The 22,239-nt window shown below is 68.9% G+C and carries 20 protein-coding genes and 5 pseudogenes; 11 read left to right on the top strand and 14 right to left on the bottom strand.

The genetic code is table 11. The features are described 5' to 3' along the window. Positions 1-20 precede the first annotated feature (20 nt). Positions 21-761, top strand: coding sequence for a transposase family protein (locus tag OG782_RS00590; RefSeq protein ID WP_406447227.1), 741 nt, complete (start codon positions 21-23; stop codon positions 759-761). Positions 762-851: 90 nt separating this feature from the next. On the opposite strand, the gene OG782_RS00595 is transcribed toward OG782_RS00590, so the two are convergent. Together OG782_RS00595 and OG782_RS00600 are read right to left on the bottom strand one after the other, a co-directional pair. Further along, the gene (locus OG782_RS00595; protein ID WP_406447229.1) at positions 852-1,253 is read right to left on the bottom strand and encodes a protein phosphatase; all 402 of its coding nucleotides are present in this window, start codon (positions 1,251-1,253) and stop codon (positions 852-854) included. Positions 1,254-1,415: 162 nt separating this feature from the next. After that, a pseudogene (locus OG782_RS00600) lies at positions 1,416-1,619 on the bottom strand (transposase); the annotation flags it as partial. A gap of 6 nt (positions 1,620-1,625) precedes the next feature. On the opposite strand from OG782_RS00600, the pseudogene OG782_RS00605 reads away from it, so the two are divergent. Next, positions 1,626-1,903: pseudogene (locus OG782_RS00605) on the top strand (IS5/IS1182 family transposase); the annotation flags it as partial. 19 nt (positions 1,904-1,922) lie between these two features. On the opposite strand, the gene OG782_RS00610 reads toward OG782_RS00605, so the two are convergent. Continuing rightward, positions 1,923-2,780 carry an alpha/beta fold hydrolase gene (locus OG782_RS00610; protein WP_406447231.1) on the bottom strand — a complete coding sequence of 286 codons (858 nt, stop codon included), beginning with the start codon at positions 2,778-2,780 and terminating at the stop codon, positions 1,923-1,925. A 100-nt stretch (positions 2,781-2,880) separates the two neighbouring features. On the opposite strand from OG782_RS00610, the gene OG782_RS00615 reads away from it, so the two are divergent. From OG782_RS00615 to OG782_RS00625, 3 genes are all read left to right on the top strand, one after another. After that, positions 2,881-3,291 carry a winged helix-turn-helix transcriptional regulator gene (locus tag OG782_RS00615; RefSeq protein ID WP_406447233.1) on the top strand — a complete coding sequence of 137 codons (411 nt, stop codon included), beginning with the start codon at positions 2,881-2,883 and terminating at the stop codon, positions 3,289-3,291. A gap of 62 nt (positions 3,292-3,353) precedes the next feature. Next, positions 3,354-3,545 carry a hypothetical protein gene (locus OG782_RS00620; protein WP_406447235.1) on the top strand — a complete coding sequence of 64 codons (192 nt, stop codon included), beginning with the start codon at positions 3,354-3,356 and terminating at the stop codon, positions 3,543-3,545. 365 nt (positions 3,546-3,910) lie between these two features. After that, entirely contained in the window at positions 3,911-4,687 is a 777-nt protein-coding gene (locus OG782_RS00625; protein ID WP_406447237.1) for a hypothetical protein, read from the top strand. Between the two features lie 272 nt (positions 4,688-4,959). Here OG782_RS00625 and OG782_RS00630 read toward each other — a convergent pair whose 3' ends face one another. The 5 genes and pseudogenes from OG782_RS00630 to OG782_RS00650 all read right to left on the bottom strand — a co-directional run bounded on the left by OG782_RS00630 (position 4,960) and on the right by OG782_RS00650 (position 8,453). Continuing rightward, the gene (locus OG782_RS00630) at positions 4,960-5,193 is read right to left on the bottom strand and encodes a hypothetical protein (RefSeq protein WP_406447239.1); all 234 of its coding nucleotides are present in this window, start codon (positions 5,191-5,193) and stop codon (positions 4,960-4,962) included. Positions 5,194-5,198: 5 nt separating this feature from the next. Continuing rightward, positions 5,199-6,125 (bottom strand): ATP-binding protein, encoded by a 927-nt coding sequence (locus OG782_RS00635; RefSeq protein WP_406447240.1) that lies wholly within the window; start codon positions 6,123-6,125, stop codon positions 5,199-5,201. Between the two features lie 528 nt (positions 6,126-6,653). After that, a pseudogene (locus OG782_RS00640) lies at positions 6,654-7,235 on the bottom strand (amino acid permease); the annotation flags it as partial. 275 nt (positions 7,236-7,510) lie between these two features. Then, positions 7,511-8,224, bottom strand: a complete 714-nt coding sequence (locus OG782_RS00645) for a restriction endonuclease (RefSeq protein WP_406447241.1) — start codon at positions 8,222-8,224, stop codon at positions 7,511-7,513. Positions 8,225-8,240: 16 nt separating this feature from the next. Then, positions 8,241-8,453: a hypothetical protein gene (locus OG782_RS00650; protein ID WP_406447242.1), complete on the bottom strand. Its 213-nt coding sequence runs from the start codon at positions 8,451-8,453 to the stop codon at positions 8,241-8,243. 545 nt (positions 8,454-8,998) lie between these two features. Between OG782_RS00650 and OG782_RS00655 the strand changes: the two are divergent. Then, positions 8,999-9,232 (top strand): annotated as a pseudogene (locus OG782_RS00655) (nitroreductase family protein); the annotation flags it as partial. A gap of 31 nt (positions 9,233-9,263) precedes the next feature. On the opposite strand, the pseudogene OG782_RS00660 reads toward OG782_RS00655, so the two are convergent. The 3 genes and pseudogenes from OG782_RS00660 to OG782_RS00670 all read right to left on the bottom strand — a co-directional run. After that, positions 9,264-9,725 (bottom strand): annotated as a pseudogene (locus tag OG782_RS00660) (NUDIX domain-containing protein); the annotation flags it as partial. A 164-nt stretch (positions 9,726-9,889) separates the two neighbouring features. Beyond that, the gene (locus OG782_RS00665) at positions 9,890-12,262 is read right to left on the bottom strand and encodes a hypothetical protein (protein WP_406447244.1); all 2,373 of its coding nucleotides are present in this window, start codon (positions 12,260-12,262) and stop codon (positions 9,890-9,892) included. Positions 12,263-12,491: 229 nt separating this feature from the next. Next, positions 12,492-13,208 carry a DUF6333 family protein gene (locus tag OG782_RS00670; RefSeq protein ID WP_406447245.1) on the bottom strand — a complete coding sequence of 239 codons (717 nt, stop codon included), beginning with the start codon at positions 13,206-13,208 and terminating at the stop codon, positions 12,492-12,494. 552 nt (positions 13,209-13,760) lie between these two features. Between OG782_RS00670 and OG782_RS00675 the strand changes: the two genes are divergently transcribed. Continuing rightward, positions 13,761-14,117, top strand: coding sequence for a hypothetical protein (locus tag OG782_RS00675; RefSeq protein ID WP_406447247.1), 357 nt, complete (start codon positions 13,761-13,763; stop codon positions 14,115-14,117). 591 nt (positions 14,118-14,708) lie between these two features. On the opposite strand, the gene OG782_RS00680 is transcribed toward OG782_RS00675, so the two are convergent. After that, complete coding sequence (locus OG782_RS00680) at positions 14,709-15,647, bottom strand: AraC family transcriptional regulator (protein WP_406447248.1); 939 nt, start codon at positions 15,645-15,647, stop codon at positions 14,709-14,711. A gap of 102 nt (positions 15,648-15,749) precedes the next feature. Here OG782_RS00680 and OG782_RS00685 point away from each other — a divergent pair, with 102 nt between their 5' ends. Further along, positions 15,750-16,769 (top strand): zinc-dependent alcohol dehydrogenase family protein, encoded by a 1,020-nt coding sequence (locus OG782_RS00685; RefSeq protein WP_406447250.1) that lies wholly within the window; start codon positions 15,750-15,752, stop codon positions 16,767-16,769. A 51-nt stretch (positions 16,770-16,820) separates the two neighbouring features. Here OG782_RS00685 and OG782_RS00690 read toward each other — a convergent pair whose 3' ends face one another. Next, positions 16,821-17,006 carry a hypothetical protein gene (locus OG782_RS00690; protein WP_406447252.1) on the bottom strand — a complete coding sequence of 62 codons (186 nt, stop codon included), beginning with the start codon at positions 17,004-17,006 and terminating at the stop codon, positions 16,821-16,823. A gap of 260 nt (positions 17,007-17,266) precedes the next feature. Here OG782_RS00690 and OG782_RS00695 point away from each other — a divergent pair, with 260 nt between their 5' ends. From OG782_RS00695 to OG782_RS00705, 3 genes are read left to right on the top strand one after another with little or no spacing between them, the layout of a single operon-like run. After that, complete coding sequence (locus OG782_RS00695; protein WP_406447254.1) at positions 17,267-18,328, top strand: TauD/TfdA family dioxygenase; 1,062 nt, start codon at positions 17,267-17,269, stop codon at positions 18,326-18,328. A 3-nt stretch (positions 18,329-18,331) separates the two neighbouring features. Next, positions 18,332-19,498 (top strand): capreomycidine synthase, encoded by a 1,167-nt coding sequence (vioD, locus tag OG782_RS00700; RefSeq protein ID WP_406447256.1) that lies wholly within the window; start codon positions 18,332-18,334, stop codon positions 19,496-19,498. After that, complete coding sequence (locus OG782_RS00705; RefSeq protein ID WP_406447257.1) at positions 19,495-21,423, top strand: non-ribosomal peptide synthetase; 1,929 nt, start codon at positions 19,495-19,497, stop codon at positions 21,421-21,423. The genes vioD and OG782_RS00705 overlap by 4 nt, the downstream gene beginning before the upstream one ends. A gap of 62 nt (positions 21,424-21,485) precedes the next feature. Here OG782_RS00705 and OG782_RS00710 read toward each other — a convergent pair whose 3' ends face one another. Then, the gene (locus OG782_RS00710; RefSeq protein WP_406447259.1) at positions 21,486-22,235 is read right to left on the bottom strand and encodes a hypothetical protein; all 750 of its coding nucleotides are present in this window, start codon (positions 22,233-22,235) and stop codon (positions 21,486-21,488) included. Positions 22,236-22,239 lie beyond the last annotated feature (4 nt).

Raw genomic sequence — 22,239 nt, forward strand, 5'->3', positions numbered from 1 at the left:
GGGCCGGCCCGAACCATCAGTTGGGGTTCACCGACCGGATCATCGTCACCCTGGTCGTCCTGCGGTTACAGCCTCCTCATTCAGCTCTGGCCGTGCTCTACGGCGTGGACCGCTCCACGATCACCCGCGCCGTCCATGAGATCCGTCCGCTGTTGGCTGCCCGGGGCTTCGCTGTGCCAGGACGCCTCGACCTGCGGCTTCGCACGTTGGAGGACGTTTTCGCCTACGCGGCGGCCGAAGGCGTGGAACTGAGGTTGGACGGTACAGAGGTCCGGGTGCGCCGCCCCGGGGCTAACAGACCAGGAAGGCGCGCGTTCGTCTCGGGGAAGATGCGGCAGAACACCAAGAAGGCCACCGTCGTCACCGACGAGCAGAGCCGCACCCTTTGGGCCGGCGCGTTCCGGCCCGGCCGCGTGCACGACCAGACAGCGGTGAAGACCGTGGGCATCTGCGACCTGTTCGAGCGACACCCGTCGGTCAGGGCTAAAGTCGATGCCGGCCACCAGGGACTGGCCAAAGCAGTTCCCCAACCAGGTCAAGGCCCCGCCCCTGAAGCCGAAGAAGCACGCCCCGCCGGGGCCCTCGCGGCGTGGGATGCTGACCGCCGCCAGCAGTCATCAGAACGAATCCGCGTCGAGCACGCCAACGCCGAGCACAAGCAGTGGCGGACACTCCAGCGGTACCTCGGACGCCGCGAGTACTTCGACGAAAGCTACTTGGCAGTGGCCGGCCTGGTCTCCGATCGCACCGCCAAGAGGTGAGCACCCACCCGACAACCTGCCATGCCAACATGCCCCGACCTCAATCGCGCACAGCCTCGTTAGCTTGTTCCTTAACCTCTGAGCTGGTGGTCAGCTGAGGGTTTCGAGTCCGGCCAGGAGGCAGGCGACGTCGAGTCCCGTGTTGAGGTACTGCTCGAAGGTCTGGTTGTTCAGGGCCCAGGGCGATCGTCTCTGCCGGATGAGCGCGATGGCGGAGGTGGCGTCCTGGCCCAGCTCGATCAGGGTCTGTGCGACGACGAGGCCGGAGCGGTTGTAGCCGGAGTGGCAGCGCACGAGAACGGTGCGGTCGTGCTGTACGGCCTGAGCGGCCGTCACAGCCAGCTCTTGGACCGAGTGGAGTTGCTCCGCCGTGAGCGGGCCGTCCGGGATCTCACTGATGAGATGGTCGACTCCGGGGTGCGGTCCGTGGTCCAGCCGGGTGAACAGGCTGATGACCAGATCGAATTCACTACCGACTACAGCGGTTTGCACCTCACCGTCGGGACTGGCCCAGAAGTGCCCGCCCAGCCATAACCGCGGCCTGACTTCGTTCCACGGTGCCTGCGGTTCGGGGGCGCCTCGGTCCCGTTGACGTGTTCTCACGGACGCTCCTCTCCAGGTGGACCAACGGCACGGTCATGCAGTCGCGTTCCTTCTGAAGTCTCTCCGGACTCGCGCCGGGGTGAAACGTCCGGGTGCAGCGGGCTTCCCCCATGGCGGGCGGAGGTCCGCAGCGAGCGGTCGGGTGAGGCGGAGCCGGGTGTGGGCGGTGATCACCAGCCAGAACCAGCGGTCACCCACTCTCGGTGTGCGGGTCCTCGGGCGGGTCCGGCCGAGGGTCTGCTTGAACAGCCGGAAGGCGCGGACGGATACGGCATTCCCCCGGGCGTGCTGCGGTCGGTGCCAACCGCCACGCCCCCTGCTCGCTCCCACCCTGCACGGACGGCCTCGGCCCGTTGCCTAACGACATCACCGTGCACGAGGCAGAACGCCCTTCACCGTCTCTCCCGGTGCTACGAGCGTCGCGTCACTGCCATTGATCCCTTCTTCGACCTCGCCGACAAATTCATCACCGTGGCATCCTGATGCGGCGGTCGTGGACGACTCACCGCTGGGACGAACGCCCGAACCGCCGACCGTGATCCTTCGGCCCCGCTTCAGTCACTTCCTCAGATCCGCGGAGAGGAAAGGATCAAGGAGCGCGGACAATGCGTCTGGGCGGTCGAGGGGGATGATGTGGCCGCAGTCCTGGAGATGGTGTCCGACGAGATCATCGGCGATGGGACGGAGTTGGCGTTCGAGCCCGGGGCCGACGGGGTGAGAGCCGACGGCCATGGTGGGCATGGTCAGCCGAGCCGTCGCGGCGGCGTCCTGGAACTGCTGCGCGCTGGTTGGCAGGGCCCGGTAGTAGGAGAACGCGCAGCGCAGGGCCTCGCTCCCGGTGTACGCCTGGACGAAGGCCGCGCGGATGTCGTCGGGTACTCCTCGACCGAGCGTGCCCGATTCGAGGAACCACTCGATGTATGGGGCCTCGTTGCCGGCCAGGACGGTCTCAGCGAGGCCGGGGACGGCGTGGAAGCCGAACCACCACGGGGCGCTGCCCTCGACGATGGGTTCGGCTCCGGGCAGGCGTCCGAGCAGCGCCTCCATCACGACCAGGCGCCGGACGAGGCCGGGCCGGCGCAGCGCGAGCAGGACGGCGGGGGCGGCGCCCGCGTCGATGCCGACCACCGCTGCCGAGGGTTCGCCGAGTGCGCCGAGCAGCCCTTCGGCGTCGGCGGCGAGGGTGCCGGCGTCGTACCCCTCGAAGGCACGTGTACTGGCACCGAAGCCCCGCAGGTCCGGGGCGATGACCCGGAACCTCCCGGCCAGTCGGCCCATGATGCCGCTCCAGAGTTGCCAGGTGTGCGGGAAGCCGTGCAGCAGGAGAACCGCAGGTCCGTCCCCGGCGATTGCGACGTTGAGCTGGACGCCGTTCGTCGCGATGCGGCGGAGGTGGTGTGCGGTGGTGGCGGGCATGATGGCTCCTCCGGCTGGTTACCATTGGTGACCACAGAACGATAGGTAACTGTCCGGCCGCTTCCTAGACGGCACTTTCAGGGAAGGTGGTGAGCCACAGGTGACCACCCGAGGAACCCGGGCCGCCGGCCGTGGGATACGCGGCGATCTGTTCGATCCCCAGTGCCCGACGCGGCAGTTGCTGGACCGCATCGGTACGAAGTGGACGTCCATGGCCGTCAAGACGCTCGCCGACGCCGCGCCGGACGAGGTGCGCTTCGCGGAGCTGAGACGCCGGATGCCCGGCGTCTCACAGAAGATGCTGTCCGTGACACTGCGAAGCCTGACCCGCGACGGGCTGGTGTCCCGCCGGGTCGAACCGACCGTGCCGCCGCGGGTCTTCTACCGGCTCACCGAACTCGGACTGTCCCTGGAAACCGCGCTTGCGGGGCTGCGGACCTGGGCGGAGGAGCACATGACCAAGATCAACCGCGCCAACGAAGCCCACGCCCAGGAAGTCGATGAAGGATAGGCGCGCCAGTTCCGCGTCCGGTACTGGTGGCTCGGGTACTCGATGCTTTCGAACAGCACCACATGTTCGTCCGCACCCACGCAAGCCAGACCGACGACGACCCCACCCTGCAGCACGTTGAGCAGTACGCTGCGCTCCGGCTCGCCGCCATCGACCACAAGCGATCTACGATGCTCCGCCTGCGCGACGAACAGCGCATCGACGACACCGTGTTCCGCCGGCTCCAAGCCGCCCTCGACGTCGAGGAGATGTGAATACACCGGCTCGACCCGGTCGAGTGACACCGCCTTGCGCCTCAGCCCCAGGCGCACGGCAGCCGGGTGAGCCAGAAGCGGGCCGCGCGAGGGTCTGCCGACGTCGGGTGGAGCATTGATGTTGGCGTATGCCGTCATTTGTGGTGCTCAGTCACAGGTGTGATCCAGCGCCGGGCATGCCGTGGTGATCGAATTGTTGCCGCGCCGCGTACAACCGCGTACAGCGCTCTCCTGTCCCACTGCTGAGAGGGCAGGTCTCTGGCCGGTGCGACTACGCGCTCGGTCCAGGCTGCTGGGGAAGGGGCGAGCTTTTGAAGACAGGCGAGACGATATGGAAAGCGGTGGTCGCCGGTGGAGCGGCGCTCGTGTTCACAGGGGTGGCGGCGGTGCCGGCCGGGGCGGCGGAGGGCGATGTCTCCTACTCACGGATCTCGGTCAACGGCGGGAAGCCGATCGTGATCGGGATTCAGGAGGAGGTCACGGTCCCTGTGACCTTCCGGATGACGACCTCACTCAAGTGGGATTTCGCGCCGATGGTCTACCCCTACCGGGGGAAGCTCGGCGGCGAGGACGAGGACACCCTGTGGACCAACATCCACAACTACGACTGCGAGCCGGCGGGGAGAACGGGCTGCGATTTCCACGAAGAGCTGTCCATCGACCCGCGGTACCCCAATTTCGGGAACGAGGACGCCGGCACCTGGAAGACCGCTGCCTATCTCGCTCTCCCCGGCGATGACTACGTGGTCGACGACGTGCACGTGCCGGTGCAGGTCCAGCGGGCCAGCCGCGTCACGGTCAACGCCTCGCCGGAGCCCGTCGTGAAGGGAAAGACGATCACGGTGACCGGCCGGGTCACCCGGGCGAACTGGGATACCCACACCTACCAGGCCTACGCGGGCCGTACGGTCAGCCTTCAGTTCAAGGCGGACGGCGCGTCCGCGTACACGACGGTCAAGAAGGTGACGTCCAGCTCGACGGGGGCGCTCAAGACCACGGTGAAGGCGGCCAAGTCGGGGACGTGGCGGTGGACGTACTACGGGAACTCCACCTCCGGGGCGAAGTCGTCGACCGGGGACCACGTCGTCGTGTGGTCCGGAGTCCGCGTGATGCGGGGACCTCGCGAGATGCAGGCGAGGTAGAACCCTGAGCGTGCTACGTGACCAGGCCGGCCAAGTAGCACGCTCAGCCACATCAGGTATGCCATCGATCCACTGCGCGCCGACGCCGGCCGCGCGATCCCGCGCATCACCGCTCCCCACAAGGCAATGCGCAGGCCGCGAGCGTGGCACTGGCGCGTGATCTCCCGGCAGATCGCCGCCACGGTTCGGCGCTGCCGCGTCAGGTACCGGGTCCGACCTTCCGGCGCCCTGTCGGTCCCGTTCTACTGGACCGACAGGGCGTTCGTTGTTGGTCATTCCCGGCAAGCACCCTGGGAGATCCGGTCGATGACGGCTGCGGCCCGCTCCGGGTCTTCCTCCAGCCACCTGCCGAGGTGGTCCTGGACGGCCTGCCTGACGCAGTCGTGTGCTTCGGCATTGCCCAGCAGGCCCCCCATGGAGCCCTCGAACTCGGGGCGGTCCAGCTTCACCGACACGACCGCCGTCAGGCCCTCGCCGATCCGATCGGCGTCAAAGTCGGGATCCATCGGTGTCAGCAGCCCCTGTTCCCGCGCGCGTACGTGGTGCCCGCGGCCGTCAACCCGGCGCGGAAGCCCACCGCGTGCGTTCCGCCGACGGTGGGCCGGCTGTTGGCGAAGCTCCGCACCCGCTTCTCAGGGCAGGTACACCAGCGGAAGGCCACCTCCATCATCCCCGCCATCCGAGGGTCCTCGTGCTCGAAGGCGATGGTGTCCATGGGTGCGGAGGTCGCTGGGTGGGCGTCGAGGAAGGTCACGAAGTCCTGCGTCCCGTCCGGGAAGCGGAACCGCACCGAACGGGACTCACCTGGGCGGCGCAGGTCGGTCAGCGAGATTGCCAGGCCCTGGTTCAGGAAGGCCAGTTCCCTGAATCGCTCCACCAGTCCGTCGAACGACAACTCCAAGGTTCCGAAGATGTCGGCGTCGGGCCAGAAGGCGATGGTGGTCCCGCTTCCGGTCGCCGTCCCCGCCTCGGTGAGCAGGGTGGCGGCCGCGCCGCGCGCGTACTCCTGGACCCATCGGACTCCCCCGCGCCTTACCTCGGCCGTCATCCGTTGCGACAGGGCATTGACGACGGCGGGCCCTACGCCGCAGAAGCCGAGCTCTACGTCGTGGCGGCCTCCGGTACCCACCCCGGCCTGCACCTGGGTGAGCAGGGCTTCGAGACCGGAACTCCCGGCGGCCCCCGTCTCATCGATGGCAATGCCCGGCCCGTCGTCGGCGACGCACACAGAGCCGTCGGGCGTCAGCGTGATGCCCACAGAGGCGCCGCGGCCGGCCAGAACCTCGTTCACCGCCCGGCCCGCGACCTCGAAGACCATCTGACGCAGGCCACGTTCCCCTGTCGAACCGACGTACATTCCGGGCCGCTTCCGAATGGCTTCCCACCCCTCCAACACCTGGATGTTGCTGGCGTCGTACCTGGTGGCTTCCTCGCTCACGATGTCCCCTCCGATGGTGTCCAGCAGAACTCCCCAGGCTAGGCGAATCCCAGGAAAGCACCAGGTCAGAGCCGTTCTTCCGATGCCACGGGCGGGTGTGCACGCGACTGTCCGGAGGCAGTCGGACCAGGGGCCGCGAATCATCACCGAAGTGCGGCCGCTGCCCCATCGAGGGCGTGAACGGCACCCATACCAGCAGACCCGAGGCCTCAGATTCGACTCCGGCAAGATCCCCCCCCTCCGGCACTTCTCCCCGGGCAACAACCGCACCGCCCCGCACCGCACCGCCGCTCTCCAGCTCCGCTACGACCGCGGTGGCCGGTCGCAGCGCTTCAGCCGACGGCTCGGAGTCGTTCGGCGGCGGCCCGTCGGCGGCCGATCCATTCGGGCTTCGCCGCGAACTGCGCCGGCAGCAGTTGTACATCGGGTGCCAGCAGTACGCCGCCGAGGCGCACATGTGCGACCTGTTGACTGCCCGTTCTGCGTCTCGTGAGGGAGATCCCTTCGGGCAGAGGGGATGGCTTCTGGTCAGCCGGTGAACAAGTCCGCCTCGCCCGGCTCAGTCTCCATGGCCTGGCGGTCGAACCTCAGTATGGCAAGGAAGAACAGGCCACCGAGCAGGAGGAGGCCCGCCACGATCACCACGGAGACGAAGGCCTCTTTCGGAGTCACCAGAACGAACAACGCGATGAACGTCCACAGCAGTGCGCAGATGGCGACCGGCAGTTCGAAGCGGTTCAGGTCGAAAGCCCCCTTTCTCCGGCTCAGGCGTCCGCGCACCGTCAGGTAGAGCACGATGGCCGAACCGTAGGTGAGAGCGGGGAGGATGGTCGAGGCCGTGATCAGCTCCAGCAGCGCGGATCCCGGCAGTGCGACCATCAGGAGGACGCCCAGGGCGAAGACCAGCACGGTCGCCGGGATCGGCGTCCTCGTGCGGGGGTTCACCCGCCGCATCAGCCGATGGGCGGGGAAGCGCGCGTCGCGCGACATCGCGAAGACGAGCCGCGAGCACGCGACCATCACCACGAACCCGGCGCCGAAGAACGCGATGGTGATCGCGACCACCAGTGCCCTCTCCATCGCCGGACCGAGCCGGTCACGCATGATCGCCGCGACCGCAGCGCCCCCGGCCGTACCGGGACGGCGTGAGCTGCCTGGTTACCCCGGCTGCGGCCACAAGTGGCCCGGGACCGCCTGACCAAGAACGCCGCCATCGCCGCCTGGGCGCCTCGAAGCCTTCGCCAGCCATGATCGCCCGTACAAGTCCTCACCTTAACGCTGCGCGACTGCGTGACCCCGCCCGATTCGCCACCCTCACATGGACCCAGCATCGGTGGAACCGCGCGGTTGGACCGAGCCGTTCGGCGGCGGCGGCTGCTGGCGTACTACCGGCTCGTACGGGGCGCGGGAATCTTCGGGAGGAGCTCCCACAGGGGACGTCCGCCGCCGGCCCAGGCGGAGAGGGTCCGCCGGTCGGCCAGGTGCATGTGCAGCTGGGCGGCGAGCGGTGCGCAGCGGGTGGAGAAGCGGCCGTTGGTGACGACCAGGACGACGTCCGCGCCATAGAGCTGGCGGGCGGTGCCGTTGACTCGCTGGAGGTCGGGGGTGCCGACGGCCGAGCCCCGGTCACCATCTCTGCGGTGCTTGCACTGGATGACCCAGGTGCGGCCGTGGGGGTCGGTGGCCAGGACGTCGGCTCCGTTGTCGCCGGCTCCGCCGATCTGGCGGGCGTCGGTGCATCCGTCGCGGCGCATCAGGTCGCGGACCGCGTACTCGAAGTCCCGATGGTGCAGGGCGTCCAGCTGCGGGAGCCCGTAGCGCAGTGCCTGCCGGCGTACCCGGTCCCAGGACCGCTGCTGCTGGTAGCGGTGGGCCCACCACGCCCCGCACACCACCGCGACGGCGGCCATGACGATCAGGACCCACCAGTGCGCCGCGAGCCACGAGATCACCACCCAGGCTGCCGCGGCGGCCAGGACGCCGGCGGTGAGCAGGAGCAGCTGGCGGTCGCGCTGCCGCTGCCGGCGGGAGCGCACCGAACGGCGGCGCGGTGCAGTTCGGCGTACGGGGCGGCGGCGTTGCGGGCGGCGGGTGGCCATCAGGATTCTCCGGTGGTCAGCGGCTGGAGTCGGTGATGCCGGAGGCAAGTTGGCCCAGGAGGTCGAAGATGCCCTCGCCGACCGGGGTCGGCGCGATGACCACGCCCAGGGCGAGCACGATGATCACGGTCAGCTTCTCGTCGTTCCGGCTGCGGGACTGCGTACGGCGACGCAGCCGGAGGAGGACGGTCACGGCGAGCAGCACCCCTGAGTTGATCGTCGGCTTCAACGCCCGCTCCCCCGGATCACCCTCGGTCTCGTCTCGACCCCCTTGTCTACCCAGGGCACGCCCACCGCGCCGCCCAGTCACATGATGTTGACGGAAAGTGACTACTTGGCTGAATCGAAGCGACCGCGACCGTCGGGGTGAAGGAGCTGCGTCCGTGCACCTGTGCCTCGGTCACCGTTCGGGACCGAGGGGTTCAGCGACGTTTGCCCCGGCGGCCGAGCCGGCCGGTCAGCCGACGACCACGCACCGCGGCAGGAGGGGGCGGCAACGCAGGCCGGGGCGGTCGCGCCGGACGCGACGGGACGGCAGGTTCGGGAGTCGATCGAAGAGCTATGCCGTACTCGCGGGCGAGAGAGGTGACCACCCTGACGCTGATGCCTGGGGCCTGAAGTCCACGCGGTGAATCCCTTGGCCGGGGACCCTTCCGAAGTTGAACGACAGGCTCAGTGTCTGTGTGACAGGCCTGGATACACGGCGGCCCGGCAGCTTGCGCGTGCTGGAGACGGTAGAGAGGTGGTTACCGTTGAGCGAGAGGACGAGAAGACGTGGATGTGTACGAAGCCGTGGACAGTCGCCGGGCTGTGCGGGCGTTCAGCGATGAGCCGGTCTCCAAAGAGGTACTCGAACGAGTGCTGGCTGCGGCGACGCGGGCTCCGTCGAGCGGGAACCTCCAGCCATGGCACGTGTACGTCGTGGCCGGCGAGCCCCTGACCGAGTTGAAGAGGGGCGCAACGGCCAGAGCCCTGGCGGGAGACCCGGGGGGTCGGACCACGCGACCCAGGCGTGCTTGTGGAGGTTGGCCCGTTCGTCGGGGAGCAATCCGGTTCGCACCAAGGCCGGTTGCTCCTCGGCGAAATAGGCCACGAAGAAGTGTTCCGGCCCGACGTGCCGCTTGCCGTTCCACCACACGTCACGCTCGACCAGCACCGAACGGTCAAGGACCATGGCCGGGTCCAGTCCGGTCTCCTCGGCCAGTTCACGCCGCGCCGCCGTAAGCGGGGTCTCGCCCGGTTCGATGCCCCCACCGGGCGGCTCCCAGAGCCATGCCCCGTCAAATGGATCACGCCAGTGGAGAAGAAGCAGACGGTGGGCAGCGTCCAGGCAGATCACCCGCGCGGCGGGCCGATGGGTCGTCTCCACAGACTCGACACTAATCGACGCCAGTGTGTGCCCATGCCGATCCGCACGACAAGCCGCTGTCGCGCCTGCCTCGTCGACGACGCCGATCGCCCCGGCGAACGTTTGCGGTATGAGCATGCGCCGTGCAGTCATCAGCAGGCTCGGCCCCACCGGGAACTGGCGACAGTTGAATACGCGAGGTCGCCGGTTCCGCTCCCGGCGAATGCTGAAGGGTTCCTCCCCAGGATGCGGGGAGGAACCCTTCAGGCTCCGCTCAGCCTGTCCGCCATCATCGACGACCGCGGCCAGGCCTCAGGCTACTGGGTGCTGGCCCGGCGGCGGCGCATCCACCAGGCGAGGGCACCGCCGGCCGCAACGAGGGCCGCTGCGATGCCGGACACCAGACCGATGGGGGTGTTGTTGCCGGTGTCGGCGAGGTCTCCGTCGGGCGGGGTGCTCGGGCTGTTGCCCGGGGTCTGCGTCGGGACGGGAAGGGGGTCGTTGCTGTGGGTGGGTGTCGGGGTGGGCTTGCCGGTGTGCGTCGGGGTGGGGGTGGGGTCATCTCCCCCGCCTCCGCCGGTCGCGTCGCCCGGGCGGCCACCCATGTACAGGTCGTCGGTGTCCCGGTAGGAGGTGTCGTCCGACTCCATGGACGTCTTGGTAGTGGTGTCCAGGGTGCGGTTCTCGACGTTGAAGCGGGTCTTGGTGATGTTCTGCTTCGGGCTCTTGGAGAAGTCGACACCCCCGACGATGATCACCTGAACGCCATGGTCGGTGCCGACGTCGTAGGTGAACTCGCCTTCGCGGAAGATCTTCCGGTAGCGCTGGAACAGTTCGTTCTTGTCCCAGTTCTGGTTGGGGGAACGCAGCGGCCACCGCTTCACGTTGTTGCTGTCGATGATGCTGTGGAAGTCGGTGGGCTTCTTGGCGTCCTGCTGGCGGATGTACTCGGCCGCGACGCGGGAGGTGTAGACACGGCGCAGGTCGGCGTACTGCGGGGCAGTGTTGATGATCTTCTCGACCGCGGGGACGATCATCGTGTCGACGACCCGCTGAGCGGCCTTGATCTCTTGCTCGTCCGGGTCGCAGAGCGGCTCGCCGGGACCCTGGGTGACGGTCTTCTGCGCTGTCGATTTCAGGGCGAGGGGGGCATCGAGGATGTAGATGCCACCGTCCTGCTCACGGACCTTGGCGGGCTTGGGCTCGATCCAGTTCCGCAGGCCCGGCATGCACGGGTTGCCGTTCTCCTTCGGGAGCGCCGCCCAGTACCGCTTCCCGAGGTCGGTCTCGGGGTCCATCGCCTTGTAGAAGTCGTGCTTCATCTGAAGGTCGGCGTCCAGCAGCACCCGGCCGGCGTCGGTGGAGGCGAACGTGGAGTCCATGATGCGGTCGGGCTCGTCCGGGTTCAGGTTGACCCAGAACTTGTCAGGCGTCAGCGCGAGCCAGGTGAACATCGCATCGGAGGCAAGCTGCATCTTGGCCTTGCCGCCCCATCCCGGATCGGTGTCCGGGTTCTTGACCATGTCGGCCTTCATGGAGTACTGCATGCCCCGGCCCTTGGCCAGGCCGCCGACATAGCGCAGTTCCAGGGTGGTGAAGTCCACCCCTCCTGGGCCACCGCGCGGCAGCGTCCCGCGCACATCGACCTGCCGGGCCGCGCCCTGCTGGCGGCGGGCGGTCTCGGGGTTGGGTGCTGAGCGGTTGACACGGTCGTTGGCCGGCCCGCGGGTTCCCTTGTTCGGGTCCGGGGCGAACCACTTGTCTTCCTGCGAGTATCCCCGGATCGGCTTGGTTCTCGGGATGCCGTTGTACTGCCGCTGGAAGCCGCGGACCTGGTTGGTCTTTCCGGGACGGCCTTCGGAGATCTCCTTGTCGAGGGCCTTGATCCTCTCGACGTCCTTGGGGTCCCATTTCTTGCCACCGGAGTAGCGCAGCGTATGGTCCGGCTTTTCCTTCAGGATGGTGCGGTCGGCCTTGATCTGGTCTTCGCGTGGCAGCGAGTTCGACTTGAACTCGTTGAACTCCAGTGTCTTCTTGTTGTAGGCGTCGTAGCGGCGGGACGCGATCTGTTTGCCGTTCTCGTCAAAGACCTTGACGTCAACCTCGCACAGCCAGTCCGGGCCGATGAGGTTGAAGTCCTTGACCAGGCGTCCTTCGAAGGCCGCGCCCTTACGGTTGTTCTCCTGCTTGATGATGTAGTCGTTGTCGAACCATGTCTTGAAGTCCGACACCGGCCGCTTCGTTGCCAGGAAACGTGCGTAGATGGCCATGGCGCGGTCGACTGGAGCCCCGGACGCGGACGCCACCCGCGACCACTTGTCGGCGTTCTTCTTCAGATCGCCGGGCACCTGCGAGAGTGCCTTGGCCTGCTCGGCGGCGGTGGGCTGCTTCAGCCCGTCGAACGCCTTGCCGGGAAGATCGTAGTTGTAGTTCTTCGGGTTGCCCTGCCACGTGTCAAAGTTCGACGAGCCGGACGGAAACCCACTGTTGCGCGGGGTGGTGCCGTACTCGCGGCCCAGGTGGAACTTGTCGCACCGTTTACCGCCGGATATCACGACCTTGTTCGCGGCGAACGCGGCCGGAATCCCTCCCCCCGGAAGGCCGGTGACGGTGACCGCCCCCGCCAGGCCTAATGCGGCCAGGACCCGGGACAGATGCCGCCATGTGCGTGGTGGCCGTATTGGTTTCATCTGCTGCTGATTCCCTCGTTGGTGGGGCACATGAGGGCATGGGCGGCGGGGCCCCGTGGAATGTATGCCGCCCCGCGTCACCCTAGCCGCATGCGTCGGCGTACCGCCGAGCTTAACCAGCATGTCGGTACGTCAACTCGGCCTGCATTGTGAAGCGTTGGCAAGAACGATGTGATTGGAACTCACTCCGCCTTCGCGAGCGGAGGCGGACATTTCGCGACCCGTAACGTCAGGAGCCGATAAACCAGGAGTCTTCCATGATGCCGGTGGCCTCCTCCGTATGCCGGACACGGAACACGCTCATCGGCAGTGGCCACACCCACGGGTTGGCCTTCCCGAGTGCCAGGTTGCACAGGTCGGACCAGTTCATCCGCGCCGGGTCGTCCGTCCACTGCACCCCGTGGGCTTCAGGATCGGCCGGTGACAGGCCGAGGGCGGTGAGGAGGCCGCGGGGGGTGCCATGCACCTCCCACGGTTCCGTCCCCGGGTATCCGCCGGCGTGCAGCCGGCTCCCGTCGGGCAGGCGGGCAATGTCCTCGGTGTAGTCCTCGCCGCAGTCGACGGCCAGGCGGCCCACGACCCGGGCATCCGGGCAGCGTTCGGCGACGGTTGCGGTCTCGGAGGCCATCGTGAACCTGGTCCCGTCATCGATCAGTGCGGGATCAGAAATGCCGATCACGTTTCCCCACACTCCGACCCGGATCAGGTCCAGATCGGTGCGCGTGGTGAGGTACAGGCCCTCGTTGGCCGGAGCATCGGGGAGAACCTCCAGGACTTCCTCCACGGTGGGGAACGCTTCAGCGAACTGGCGTGCCGCGACTGCGTCGTTGGCCGGGAGTCTCCCGGAATCCACCTGGTAGGGAGGGGTGAGGACGGTGATGGTGTATTCGCCTCCGCCGCGAACGTACGCATCGGCGGGAACAGTCCAGTACTCGGTATCGGCCACGTCAGGACCTCCTGATATCTGGGTCGGCAGGTGCAGGGTTCGGTGCCTTCATGGCCGCCTTTGCTGGTGAGCGTGCGGACTTCGCGGGTGCCGGACGGCCGGCACTGCTCGCAGCGGTCGGTGGAGCACCGGATTTCCCCGCAGGTACGGACGTCCTCTTGCTTCCGGTGGTCAAGGGCCCTGGCTCCCTTTGATAGTGGCCTCCTTGATGAGGGAACCAGTCTGCCAGGGGGCGCTGACATTGCCCGGTGTTGCCAGGGCCGTAGGCAGCCGCCCGGCATGTGACCCGGCCACAGAAGAGCCGCCCGCCCTTCGGCCTGACCAGCAGCTCCTTTCCCCGAAAGGGCCGCGCGGCCAGACATCTCTCATAGCAGGAGTGGACCCGCCGGGCCTGCGCCCAGCACCCCGGGCGTTTGCGATGACCGTGAGAACCCAAGAGGCCCGGAGAGGGCCACTCGTGGTTCTCCCGGCAGACGCGAGGCCGGAAAGAATCTTCATCCGCCTCTTGTCACGAAGCGCCCCCATTCGTAACGTTGAGGGGCCGGGACAGCGATGGAGCTGATGCCGGCTGCAACTCCTCAATCGGCGCCACACCGGTTGACGCTGGTGGGGCTCCGTGCACATGCGGAACAACACCCATTTGGGAAAAAATTGAACACGACCGTCATCATGGCGATGATCCTCACGGCCCTGCTCGGCTTCGGTCGAGTACTCGACGAAGTCGAGTCCTTGAAGGGAAGGATCATCAAGATGATCCGGTCCTTCGTGGAGGTTCGGAACGAACTGGATCGCGCGAAGCGGAACCGTCGGAACGAAGCCCCGCAAGGAGACCAGTTGGAACAGTATCCGGACCAGGCGAAAGAACCTCGGGACGAAGCCGAAGGCGACGGCCTGAACCCCTCCAGCTAATTCAACTCTGCACTCTGAGATTGACTCAGGACTGACTGAGCCACCGCGCTTCAGTCCCGGAAGCTCAGAAAGTTTACAGCAAGTGCAAGTTTGCTTGCGATCATTGCTACGTCTACGGATATGACCATCAGAGCCGGCGATCCCGCCCGAAGACGATCTCTGATGAAGTCGATTTCCGGGATACTCAGCACCTGCCGAGTATGCCAGGACACATGCACTGCCCTCCGCGTCAGTGATCCTGCACGGAGGGGAGCACAGAGAAGACGATCAATGCCCCATCGGATCTTCCGGGGGCCTTCTTTGTGTCAGCCTCCACCTCGACGCTCGTACATCGCGATGCGATCAAAGGTCACACGCCTGCGCCAGTGGCGGCACTCGGTGCGCTGCTCATCTGCGTACAACTCGAGGCCACAGTCAGCGCAGCGCTTCGCATCCGACATCTTCCCCTCTTCGGAAGCCGGCACCGCCGGCGTTCTTCCGGCATCCTCCGCGCGCGTCTCGACCATGATGGACAGCGCGATCGCTGTGAGCGTGGCAGGTTTCCAGACCCAGTTGGCAAACCCCAAGGCGGTTCCGAGGGCCCGGGTCCGCTCAGCCCGCCTCGCGGCGATACCGCCCCGGAGCCATCCCGTACTCGCGCTTGAACGCCTTGGCGAAGGCGAACTCCGAGGTGTAGCCGCTCTGCTGGGCCACGGATCGCAGGGGTGCGTCGCCGGACCGCAGCAGACGCCCCGCCGTGGTCATCCGCCACCAGGTCAGATAGGCCAGCGGCGGTTCACCGACCAGTGCGGTGAACCGCCGGGCGAAGGCGGCACGGGAGAGGCCGCCCAGGGCGCCCAGTTCCTCGACGGTCCAGGCACGGGCCGGGTCCTCGTGGACAGCGGCGAGGGCCGCCGAGACCGCCGGATCGGCCAGGGCCGCCGACCAGCCCGCCGGACGCCCCTCCGGCCCGGCGGACGTCTGCTCGTCCAGCCACCAGGCGCGCAGGATGTACAGGAGCAGCGTGTCCAGCAGTGCGGGCACGACGGCGTCGGAGCCGGGGAGCGGGCTGCGGAGCTCACTGCCGAGCAGGTCGACCGCCGAGCGCAGCGCGGGGTGCGCGCCGACCCGGGCCGGGAGGTGGACCGCGTCGGGCAGGTGCGAGAGCAGCGGATGCGCACGCGCCCGGTTCAGTTTGTAGGCGCCGCAGAGGAGTTCGGTGACCGGGGCCGCAGGGTCCGGGCGCGGCTCGTCGGCGGGTGTGGGCCAGGTGCCGTCCGGGCCCGGGGTGATGTCGACGAGAGGTGATCCGGGGTCGTCGGCGAGCGCGTGTCCGCGCCCATGGGCGAGGAACACCACATCGCCGACACCGAGTTGCACCGGCGCCGCGTCCCCGGGCGGGAGCAGCCAGGCCGAGCCCTGGAGCACCACATGGAATCCGGCGCCCTCGGACGCGGGGAAGCGCATGCCCCAAGGGCCGTACTTGCGGCGGCGGGAGGAGTGCGGGCGGCCGCCCCGCATGGCCGTGATCACGTCGCTGAGGACATCCATGGCATCAGCGTATCCCCGCGTTCGAAGGGAGGAGACGATCGGATATGGATGGGCGCCCCTGAGACATGGTTCGTCCAGCGATGCCTTCCTACGGTGGTGCTCATGACCAAGACGAGCCAGGCAACACCCGCCACCACCCGCGCTGTTCTCTTCCACACCACCGGTGACCCCGATGTCCTCGTCGTCGAGGAGGTGCCGCTTCCCGTCCCCGGCCCCGGCGAGGTCCTGATCCGGGTGGAGGCCCTCGGCCTCAACCGGGCCGAGGCGCTCTTCCGTGCGGGCAGCTACTTCTACCAGCCGACGCTGCCGGCTTCCCGCAACGGCTACGAGGCGGCCGGAGTCGTCGAGGCCGTCGGTGCCGGAGTGAGCGAATTCGCCCCGGGCGACCCGGTGATGGCCACTCCTGCCGAGGAGCTGAGCGGCCATGGCCTCTACGCCGAGCGCGTGGTCGTCCCGGCCGGGTACGTGCTCCACCGGCCCGCGGGGGTGGACGCGGTGACAGCGGCCGCCGCCTGGCTGACGTACTCCACCGCCTACGGCGCCCTGCTGGAGAGGGCCGGGCTGCGCCCCGGAGACCATGTCCTGATCACCGGTGCGTCGAGCGGGGTCGGCACGGCGGCCATTCAGGTGGCCGGCCGGATCGGGGCGATCCCCGTCGCCACCACCCGTACCGCTGCCAAGAAGCAGGCGCTGCTCGATCTGGGGGCCGCCCATGTCGTCACGACGGACGACGAGGACGTGGTGAAGGAGGTCGGCCGGATCACCGGCGGCAAGGGGGCCGAGGTGATCCTCGACGCGATCGGCGGTCCCGGACTCGTCACGCTGGGTGGGGCGGCGGCGCACGACGGGACGCTGGTCGTCTACGGGGGGCTGGACGGACGGCCGACCGTGCTGCCGACGAACTGGCCGCTGACCGTGATCGGTTACAACAATCTCGACCTGTCTGGCGACCCGGCCACCCGCCGCCGCGCCGCCCAGTTCATCGGCTCCGGTCTGCGCAGCGGTGCGCTGGCTCCCGTGGTGGGGGCCACGTTCGACGGGCTGGAGCGGATGCCGGACGCGCACCGGCTCATGGAGTCCAACGCGCACATCGGGAAGATCGTGGTGACGGTCGGGCACTGACGGCCGCTCGGGCGGTGTGCGCGGCCCGGTGTCCTGGCCGCGCACACCGCCTCATCCGGCGGGAGCCTTGAGGAGATTCCGCTGGATCCTGTCGGTGTCCGCGCCGCCCGTCAGCCAGGAGACGGCGGACGAGGCCGGTTCGGCGGTGTACGCGTACGGCGCCTCGGTGAACGTACCTGCCGGCCAGATCTCGGTGGCCGCGCCGCCACCTCCCCGCAGAGACCTGACCAAACCCATAGGGACACCCCACTGGCGCGTACCGGTCCGGCAAACACCTCTCCTGTGCGCCCGCCCGGCCCTCTCTTCCATCCCGCGGGATCCTGCGGTTGGATACCCGCCCCCGACGCGGCCAGGAGCACGTGTGTCCTCCGGGGACCTTGGCGTGATCGTCCGTACCTCTCTCGTGGTGGCGGTTCGATATGCGCCGGAAGGGACATCGATAGTCGTCGTCGCCACGCTGAGCTCCGCCCGTGTCAGCCGAGCCGAGGAGTTGCCAGATGGTGAGTCATGTCGATGTCGTTGAGGAGTGGGGCACGGAGGACTCGACGTCGTCGTACGGGCCGTCCGAGCCGCCTGCCGGCCAGGCGGGCGGGCAGGGCCGCCTCGTCCGCCACAGCCTCACCCCGGCCGAGGCGGACGCGGCGTTCTCCCTGGCGAAGGCCTGCGCCGCCGCGTACCGCAGCGCGCACGACGAAGGATTCCTCGCCGATGTCCCGGTGCTGGCGCACGACCTGCCGCCCTCCGTCCGCCGGGCTGCGAACGCCGCACGGCTCGACGACCGCAAGCACGCCTTCATCCTGTCGGGCAACACCGTGGAGCCGTGGCTGGAGCCCACGCCGTCGTACTGGCGGGAGGCCGACACCGTGGCCAGCGGCCCGTACGGTTTTCTGCTCGTGCTGTACGCGGCCCTGCTCGGCGACCCGATCGGATGGGGGACTCAGCAGGAGGGCAGGATCGTCACCGATGTGCTGCCGGTGCGCGGGCTCGAGAACAGCCTGGTGAGTGCCAGCAGCGAGCGGGAGCTCGGGTGGCACACGGAGGACGCGTTCTCGGAGAACAGGGCCGACCATGTCGGGCTGTTCTGTCTGCGGGGCCGCGGGGACATTCCGACGACGCTGTCGTGCGCCGATCCCGCGTCGCTGCCGCAGGACGTCGTGCGGGTCCTGGCGCAGAAGCGCTTCACCATCCATCCCGATCCGTCGCACAGCACGCCGGCGGACACCCCGCACAGCAGGGAGAAGGTCGCTCTGCTCAGCGGGCCGGGGGACGCGGCGGTCCTGCGGATCGACCGCGACTTCACCGTGGCCGACGAGGACGATCCCGAGGCGGTCCGGGCCATGGAAGTGCTGATCGAGCACCTGGACGGCAATATGTACGAGGTGGTTCTGGGCGCCGGTGACGTGTGCTTCATCGACAACCGCAACGTCGTTCACGGCCGCCGCCCCTTCCGCGCACGGTTCGACGGGACGGACCGCTGGCTCAAGCGGGTCAACGTCGTCACCGACCTGCGGCGCACCCGGGCCGAACGGCCGTCGGCGAGCAGCAGGGTGGTCGGCTGAGCCATGACCATTGGTGATATTTCCGCCGCCCCCCTGGAGGACTGGCTGCGCGAGCGGTACTTCGCGGCCTCGATCGACATCTCCAGCTCGGGTGTCCTCAACTACACGCTCGGCGAACTGCGCGAACTGCTCGGGGTGGACACGTCCGAACTGGACGACGTCATCTTCCGGGACAGTCCGTCGACGGGCTGCGAGCCGCTGCGCGAAGCGGTCGCCACGCGCTTCGCTCCGGGCCGAGCCGATGAGGTGATGATCACCCACGGCTCGACGGAGGGGATCTTCCTCGCCCTGTCCGCGCTGCTGCGCCCGGGCGACGAGGTCGTCGTGCTGGATCCGGTCTACCACGCCCTGTCCGCGGTGGCGGAGGCCGCCGGTGCGCGGCTGCGGGTGTGGGAGCTGCGGGAGCAGGACGACTTCCGTCCCGATCTCGACCTGCTGGAGCAGCAGTTGACTCCCCGCACCCGGGCGGTCGTGGTCAACTTCCCGCACAACCCCACGGGTGCGTGCCTGGACGCGGCGGGGCGGCGCCGGCTCGCCGGGATGCTGGCCCGTCACGACTGCCACCTCTTCTGGGACGCCGCCTTCGGGGAGCTGGTCCATGACGGTCCCCCCGTCGCGGCGCCGACCGAGGCCGAGGGGCTTTCACCGGACCGGGTCGTCTCGACGGGCACGCTCTCCAAGGCCTACGGCCTGCCGGGGATACGGATCGGCTGGTGCGTGGCCGAGACGCGGCTGCTCACGGAGATGGTCCGGATCCGCGACTACACCACGATCTCCACGTCTCCACTGAACGAACTGCTCGCCCTGCGGGTGCTGCGGGACGCCGACCGCGTGCTGCTGCCCCGGCTGGAACTCGCCCGGAGGAACCGTGCGACGCTGCTGGAATGGGCGGCCGTCCACGACGGGCTGGTCAGCTGCCCGACGCCGGTGGGCGGTGTCTCCGCCTTCCCCCGGTTCCCCGCGGTCCCCGATGTCACGGATGCCTGCGAGTCGCTGCTCCTGCGGCACGGGGTCCTGGTCGTACCGGGGAGGTGCTTCGGCCGTCCGGACCGGATGCGGATCGGGTTCGGCGGCGATGCCCAGGAGTTCAGTGCCGGTCTCGACCGGGTCGCCCAGGTGCTCGGCGACGCGTCCCTCACCGTGCCGGCCCGAGGAGGCTCTTCACGATGAACACCCAGTTGAACGACCCCGCTTCGACCTGGACGGCCTGGTCGGAGTTCAACCGCACGGACCGCCGCTTCCCCTTCGAAGGAGGGCTGATCGCCTGGATCGAAGCGGCCGTCGCGGCCCATCCGGACCGGCCCGCCGTGTACGCCGGCGGCGTGGCGCTGACCTACCGCGAACTGGACGAGCGCTCGGACCGGGTCAGCGACTTCCTGCGCCGGTCGGGGGTGGAGCCGGGCTCCATCGTGGCGGTCACCGCCGGCCGCACCGTGCATCCGTATGTGGGCCTGCTCGCCGTGCTCAAGTCCGGCTGCGGCTACGTCCCGGTCGACGTCTCGGACCCGGTGTCCCGGCTGGAGTTCATCCTCGAGGACGCCGGGGTCGTCGCCGTGCTCGCCGCGTCGGACGAGCCGGGCCGGCTGGACTGGCTGCCGGACGGCATCGCCGTCCGTGGGGTGCTCGACTCCGGCGACGACAACGACAACGACGGCGACGGATCCGGCGGCCGGCGGTGGACCGGGACCCTGCGTCCCGTCGCGGGAGGACCGGGCCCCCGCCGCCCGGCCGTCCCGTACGACCCGGAGCGGACCTGTTACATCATCTACACCTCCGGCACGACGGGGCGCCCCAAGGGTGTCCGGATCAGCGAGCACAGTCTGCTGAACTTCGTGCACTGGTTCGTCTCCCGGCACGAGGTGCTGGCCGCGGACCGGCTCTGCCAGAACGCACCGCTCACCTTCGACCCGTCGGTCCAGCAGATCTTCCCCGCGTGGGTGACCGGGGCCTGTCTGCTGGCCCTGCCCCCGGCCGAGCTGCAGGACCCGTTCGCGATGCTGGGGTGGCTGCGCCGGGAGCGGATCACGCACCTGGACGTGGTCACCGCCCACTGGCACCACCTGAGGGAGGCCGCGGACCAGGATCCCGCCCTGCGTGATCTGCCCGACCTGCGGTGGATCATCATCGGCGGCGAGACGCTGCACTACCACCACACCCGCCACTGGCACGGGATCATGCGCTCCCCCGCGCTCCTGAACAACATCTACGGACCGACGGAGGCCACCGTCAACGCCACCGAGGTCGTGGTGGACCCTGCGGCGGACTCCGGCCAGATCCCCATCGGTGTGCCCCTGCCCAACTACCGGATGTACGTCGTCGACGGCGAGGGCGCCCTGTGCGCGCCCGGCGCGACGGGTGAGCTCCTGATCGCCGGGGACGGTCTGGCCCAGCGCTACCAGTCGGCCGCCGCCACCGAGGCGGCGTTCACCGAACTGGCCCTGCCGGGCGGGGCGGTGGAGCGCGTGTACCGGTCCGGGGATCTGGCCCGGCTGATCGACATACCGTCCCACGGCTGGATGCTGGAGTTCCAGGGCCGGGTCGACAGCCAGGTGAAGATCCGCGGGTTCCGCATCGAGCTGGAGGAGGTGGAAGGCGCGGCGAAGAGCTGTCCGCAGGTGCGCGACGCCGCCGTGCTCGTGCGCGGCACGCCTCCGGACCAGCTCCTGTGCTGCTTCGTCGCGGACGGGGACCACGATCCGGCGGTCGTCAGGGCGCATGTGTCCCGGCTGCTCTCCGCCTACCAGGTCCCCAACCTCTACCTCCGGGTGGACGGCTTTCCGCTGACGCGCAACGGCAAGCTCGACCGTGCCGGGCTCGCCGCCCTGGCCGAGGAACAGCTCGGTGCCCGTGTGCCGGCCGGCCGGCTGCCCGAGTCGCCGGTGGAGAAGCAGCTCGCGGAGGTGTGGGCCTCGGTGCTCGGCCTCACGCACATCGGCGCCGAGGAGGACTTCTTCACCATCGGCGGCACGTCGCTGCTGGCCATGACGGTGGTCAAGAGGCTGCGGGCACAGGGGCTCCGCCTGGATCCCGCGACCGTCTTCGAGTGCCCGACGGTGGCCCGGCTGGCCGCCCACTGCGCCGCTGCCGCGCTCTGATCCGTACGGGCGCAGGGGGAAGGGGGCTGCCGGCCGGCAGCCCCCTTCCCCCTGCGCCGGTGCTACTTCGCTTGTGCCAGGACGGTCCGCAGGACGGTGTCCGCGGCGTCGCTCAGCAGGAGCGGCTGCCCGTTCGTCCCGCACGGGTGGACGGTCACCCGGGAGGGGTCGGTGACCAGTGCGGCGAGGTCGACGGCGGGCCTGCCGGTGACCACCGTGACGGGGCCGGTGGCGCGGACCGGTCCGGCCGCCGGTCCCGCGGCGAGGAAGGCCAGCCAGGCGCAGTAGCGGGTGAGGAGGTGTTCGACGAGTTCCTCGGCGTCCTGGTCCCCGCCGTATGTCTCGGTCAGGCCGTCCTTCAGCGCCAGCAGCTCGGCGCGCAGAGCCGTCAGCAGGGCGGCGCCTTCCAGACCGGCCGCCCGTGCCGACGCCGCCCCCGGGTCGGCACCGAGGTTCCCGCACAGGACGGAGAACTCCTCGATGAGATACGCCGACGACCCGGGATCCGGGTCGAACAGCACGGCGTGCGGTGCCGTGCCGAACCGCTGCCGGCATGCCTCGGCCAGGTGCAGGGCCAACGGCGCGGCCGTGCAGTACGCCAGCACGAATCCGGGCGGGCCGTCCGTGAGGCCGTCCCGGATGCGGGCCGCCAGCGCCGGGAGGCCGAGGGATCCCGTCCGGTCCAGGGTCAGTGGATCAAGGCTCCGGCAGTCCACCTCCTTGGTGAGCCGGTCGAACTTCTGGTCCTCCGGCAGTCCGGTGAACTGCAGGGCGAGCGCCGTGGGCCGTCCGCCGCCCGTGTCCGTCTCCATGAGC

This window comes from Streptomyces sp. NBC_00876 (assembly GCF_045207435.1).
GTDB lineage: Bacteria > Actinomycetota > Actinomycetes > Streptomycetales > Streptomycetaceae > Streptomyces.